General features: G+C 69.0%; 5 protein-coding genes. 4 read left to right on the top strand and 1 reads right to left on the bottom strand.

The genetic code is table 11. The features are described 5' to 3' along the window. Window positions 1-12 precede the first annotated feature (12 nt). Both L995_RS32535 and L995_RS27905 read left to right on the top strand, forming a co-directional pair. Window positions 13-159, top strand: a complete 147-nt coding sequence (locus tag L995_RS32535; RefSeq protein ID WP_269431539.1) for an oxidoreductase C-terminal domain-containing protein — start codon at window positions 13-15, stop codon at window positions 157-159. Continuing rightward, complete coding sequence (locus tag L995_RS27905) at window positions 156-476, top strand: 2Fe-2S iron-sulfur cluster-binding protein (RefSeq protein ID WP_013803493.1); 321 nt, start codon at window positions 156-158, stop codon at window positions 474-476. The genes L995_RS32535 and L995_RS27905 overlap by 4 nt, the downstream gene beginning before the upstream one ends. Window positions 477-542: 66 nt before the next feature. On the opposite strand, the gene L995_RS27910 is transcribed toward L995_RS27905, so the two are convergent. After that, window positions 543-1481, bottom strand: coding sequence for a LysR substrate-binding domain-containing protein (locus L995_RS27910; protein WP_047474613.1), 939 nt, complete (start codon window positions 1479-1481; stop codon window positions 543-545). A gap of 137 nt (window positions 1482-1618) precedes the next feature. Between L995_RS27910 and L995_RS27915 the strand changes: the two genes are divergently transcribed. Both L995_RS27915 and L995_RS27920 read left to right on the top strand, forming a co-directional pair. Continuing rightward, window positions 1619-2614 carry a Bug family tripartite tricarboxylate transporter substrate binding protein gene (locus tag L995_RS27915; protein WP_047474617.1) on the top strand — a complete coding sequence of 332 codons (996 nt, stop codon included), beginning with the start codon at window positions 1619-1621 and terminating at the stop codon, window positions 2612-2614. A gap of 181 nt (window positions 2615-2795) precedes the next feature. Then, window positions 2796-4325: a UxaA family hydrolase gene (locus L995_RS27920; RefSeq protein WP_047474619.1), complete on the top strand. Its 1530-nt coding sequence runs from the start codon at window positions 2796-2798 to the stop codon at window positions 4323-4325. Window positions 4326-4498 lie beyond the last annotated feature (173 nt).

Consider the following 4498-nt stretch of genomic DNA (forward strand, 5'->3'; position numbering starts at 1 on the left):
AGGTTCGCCGTCCTGCACCTGCGCGGTGGCCAGCTGTGCGCCGCCGAATGCGTGAACTCACCGGGCGAATTCATGGCAGCGCGCAAGGCCATCGCCGCCACGCATTGCGCCGACCCCGGTTTCCCGCCCCGCCCCCCCAAAGCCCCACCCACGCCATGACCACCATCACCTTCATAGAACACTGCGGCCGCGAGCACGTGGTGCAGGCCACGGACGGCCAGAGCCTCATGCGCGCCGCTGTCTCCAACGGCGTGCCGGGCATCGATGCCGAATGCGGCGGCGCCTGTGCCTGCGCCACCTGCCATGTCTACATACAACCGGAGTGGCTGGACCGCGTGGGCCCGGCCCAGGGCGGCGAAAGGGAGATGCTGGACTTCGCCCTCGACGTGCGCGGCGACTCGCGGCTGGCCTGCCAGATCACGGTCTCGCCGCAGCTCGACGGGCTGGTGGTGGGCATGCCGGTGGCGCAGAGCTGACGCGGCATCCGGCCGGCCCCAGGCTCACTTCCGCTTCCGCCTCCACTTCCACTTCCCAAGACGATTTCAGCGCGACGCCAGGCTGTTCCCCACCGCCCGCAAACACTCCACCAGCAAGCGCGTCGTCGCCGTCATCGGCTGGCCGCGCAGGGTGATCAGGCCCACGGGGGGCAGGTCGATGGGCACGGGCAGGTCCAGCACGGCGACCAGCCCCTGCTGCGCGAAATGCTCGGCCACGCCGCGCGCCATGAAGGCCACAGCGCCGCGCTGGTGCAGGAAGCTGATCTGCGACAGGAATGAGGCGGACTCCACCAGATCGGCCGGAGGATGCAGGCCGTGGGCGAAGAACTGCTGCTCCAGCTTCACGCGCAGCGATGCCCAGGGCGGGGGCATGACGCAGGGCATGTCGGCCAGCGCCTGCCAGCTCGCAGGCTGCGCCAGCAACGCATGGCCGGGGCGCACGACGGCGACCATGGGCTCGTCGTACAGGGCTTCGGTCTCCAGGTCGGGCGAGGCATAGCCGGGTTCGAGCCGGCCCACGAACAGGTCCAGCTCGCCCATGCGCAGCTTGGGCAGCAGCCGCGTGAGATCGCCCTCCTCGACCAGCACCGTGGTCTGGGCCGATCGCGCCTTCAACTGCTCGACGGCCCGGGCCAGCAGCACGGGCGTGGCCACGACCATGGCGCCCACGCTGGTGCGCCCGCGCGTGCCGCTGGCCTCGGCCGCCATTTCATCGCGCGTGCGTTCGAAGCCCGCCAGCACCGAGCGCGCAAAGCGCACCATGCTGACGCCGGCCGCCGTGGGCTCGGTGCCTCGCGTGGAGCGCTCGAACAGCGTCATGTCCAGCATGCGCTCTATCTCGGCCAGGGTCTTGGAGACGGCGGGCTGGGTCACGGCCAGGAACTCGGCGGCGCGGCCCAGATGGCGGAACTGGTCCAGCGCCACCAGCAGCTGCAGATGGCGCAGCTTGAGGTTGGAGCGCAGCACGCGGTCAATCTTGCTCATGGGGTCTTCATAGCTTTGAGGTTATGAAGCCAGTCTATCTTTTCATTGGATTGTCATGATCAGGCGCTGAACAATCGCGCCAGTCAGCCCAAGGCCCGGATCACAGGGCTGCGAAAAGCCAATACAGGAGACAAGCGATGAACACCCCACGCACACGCCATGCAAGCCGGCGCGAATTCGTGCTCGCCACCCTCGGCGCCAGCGCACTGGCAGCCACCGGCCCCCTCTTCGCCCAGAACTGGCCCGAACGCCCCATCACCTTCATCTGCCCCTGGCCTGCGGGCGGCACGGCCGACCAGTCCATGCGCGCGCTGTGCACCGTGGCCGGCAAGCTGCTGGGCCAGCCGATCGCGGTGGAGAACCGCGCGGGCGCCTCGGGAATGATCGGCGCCAAGGCGCTGGCCTCGGCCAAGGCGGACGGCTACACCATCGGCCAGATTCCCATCTCGGTCACGCGCTTTTCGCAGCTGGGCAGCCTGCAGGCCGATCCGCGCAAGGACTACACCTACATCGCGCGCACCTCGGGCCAGACCTTCGGCATTGCCGTGCCCGCCCATTCGCCGTTCAAGACGCTCAAGGACTTCGTGGCCGCCGCCAAGGCGAGGCCCGGCCAGGTGACCTATGCCCATGCAGGCGTGGGCGGTGCCACGCATGTGGGCATGGAGGAGTTTGCGGGCGTGGCCGGCATACAGCTCAACCATGTGCCCTACAAGGGCGGCGCCGAGGCACTGCAGGGTGTGCTGGGCGGCCATGTGGATGCGCTGGCCGACTCCAGCTCCTGGGCCCCCCATGTGGAAGCCGGCAAGCTGCGCCTGCTGGCCACCTGGGGCGAGCAGCGCACGGCGCGCTTCAAGGACGTGCCCACGCTGCGCGAATGCGGCTACGACGTGGTGGTCGATGCGCCCAACGGCATCGGCGCGCCGCGTGGCCTGGACCCGGCCGTGGCGGCCAGGCTGCGCGAGGCCTTCCGCGCCGCCGTGGCCAGCCCCGAGTTCAAGTCCGTGGCCGAGAAGCTGGATGCGCCGCTGCTGTACCTGGATGGCCCGGACTACGAGAAATACGTCAACACGGTCTATCAAAAAGAGACCGCTTTGATCGACAAGCTCAAGCTGCGCGAATTGATGAGGAGTTGACCCCCCCTGAGGCGCTTCGCGCCTTCCCCCAGGGGACGGCACCCTCACTGCGGGGCGGCCCTTGCTCGGTGCCCCTGGCTTGGGGCATGCCGCTTTCACATGCGTCTACCTGATGAAAGAACGCTCTCTTTTGACCTGGGGCTTGGCCCCTCCCGCAAATATCCGTCCATGAAAGTCCCGCATGTCCCGCACCGATAGCCCCCTGCTGCACCTGCATCCCAACGACAACGTGCTGGTCGCCAGGACCGCTCTGTCGCTGGGCCAGGAGATTCCCGAACTGGGCGTGCGCGCCCGCGCCCAGGTGCCTGCGGGCCACAAGATCGCCGCGCGCCGCATCGCAGAGGGCGAGCAGGTGAAGAAGTACGACACCGTGATCGGCGTGGCCATGCGCGAGCTGGAGGCCGGCGACTATGTGCACAGCCACAACCTGCGCATCGTGGACTACTACCGCGACCCGGCCTTCGGCGCCGATGTGCGGCCCGTGGACTATGTGCCGGAGGCGCAGCGCGCCAGCTTCCAGGGCTTTGTGCGCGCCGGCGGCGGCGTGGGCACGCGCAACTTCATCGGCATCCTGTCGTCGGTGAACTGCTCGGCCACGGTGATCAAGCGCATTGCCGCGCATTTCACGGCCGAGCGCATGGCGGCCTTCCCCAACGTGGACGGCGTGGTGGCCTTCGCCCAGACCAGCGGCTGCGGCATGTCCTCGCCCAGCGAGCATTTCGACGTGCTGCGCCGCACGCTGGCCGGCTATGCGCGCCACCCCAACCTGGCCGGCGTGCTCATCGTGGGCCTGGGCTGCGAGCGCAACCAGGTCGATGCCCTGGTGCAGTCGCAGGGCCTGAGCGAAGGCCGGCTCATGCGCACCCTGGTGATGCAGGAGGTCGGCGGTACGCGCGTGACCATAGAGGCAGGCATCCGCGCCATCGAAGAGATGCTGCCCGAGGCCGACGCCGCGCGGCGCAGCACGGTCAGCGCCAGCCACCTGAAGATCGGGCTGGAGTGCGGCGGCTCGGACGGGTTTTCGGGCATCACGGCCAACCCGGCCCTGGGCGCGGCCATGGACATCCTGGTGCGCCACGGCGGCACGGCCATCCTGTCGGAAACGCCCGAGATCCATGGCGTGGAATTCATGCTCACGCGCCGCGCCATCACGCCTGCCGTGGGGCAGAAGCTGCTGGACCGCCTGGCCTGGTGGGAGCGCTACGCGGCCGGCCAGAACGCGCAGTTCAACGGCGTGGTCGGCCACGGCAACCAGGCCGGCGGCCTGGCCAACATCTTCGAGAAATCGCTGGGCTCGGCCATGAAGGGCGGCACCACGCCGCTGCGCGCCGTCTACGAATATGCCGAGCCCATCACCGAGCCGGGCTTTGTGTTCATGGACTCGCCGGGCTACGACCCCGTGGCCTCCACGGGCCAGATTGCCAGCGGCGCGCACCTGATCTGCTTCACCACGGGGCGCGGCTCCATGTTCGGCAGCAAGCCCGCGCCCACCATCAAGCTGGCCAGCAACACGCCCATGTACCGGCGCCTGGAGGAAGACATGGACATCAACTGCGGCCTGATCGTGGACGGCGAATGCGGCGTGCCCGAGATGGGGCAGCGCATCTTCGCGCAGATCCTGCGCCACGCCAGCGGCGAGCCCACCAAGAGCGAGGCCCTGGGCCTGGGCGACCATGAGTTCGTGCCCTGGCACCTGGGCATCGTGAGCTGAGCCGCCCCTTACAACACCTGCATCCACCGACTCCATGCCACTGACCCTGACCCGCCCCGAGCTGCTGCGCAGCGCCAACTTCATCGCCGGCCAATGGACGACCGCGACGGCCACGCCCGCCGCTCCCGCCCCGCGCCTGGCCGTGACCGACCCCGCCACGGGCGCACTGATCA

It is taken from the genome of Delftia sp. ZNC0008 (genome assembly GCF_000799035.1).
Classification (GTDB): Bacteria; Pseudomonadota; Gammaproteobacteria; order Burkholderiales; family Burkholderiaceae_C; genus Comamonas; species Comamonas tsuruhatensis.

Coding starts and splice junctions, on each gene's coding strand:
- L995_RS27905 (WP_013803493.1), top strand. CDS start 156: ATGACCACCATCACCTTCATAGAACACTGCGGCCGCGAGCACGTGGTG.
- L995_RS27910 (WP_047474613.1), bottom strand. CDS start 1,481: ATGAGCAAGATTGACCGCGTGCTGCGCTCCAACCTCAAGCTGCGCCAT.
- L995_RS27915 (WP_047474617.1), top strand. CDS start 1,619: ATGAACACCCCACGCACACGCCATGCAAGCCGGCGCGAATTCGTGCTC.
- L995_RS27920 (WP_047474619.1), top strand. CDS start 2,796: ATGTCCCGCACCGATAGCCCCCTGCTGCACCTGCATCCCAACGACAAC.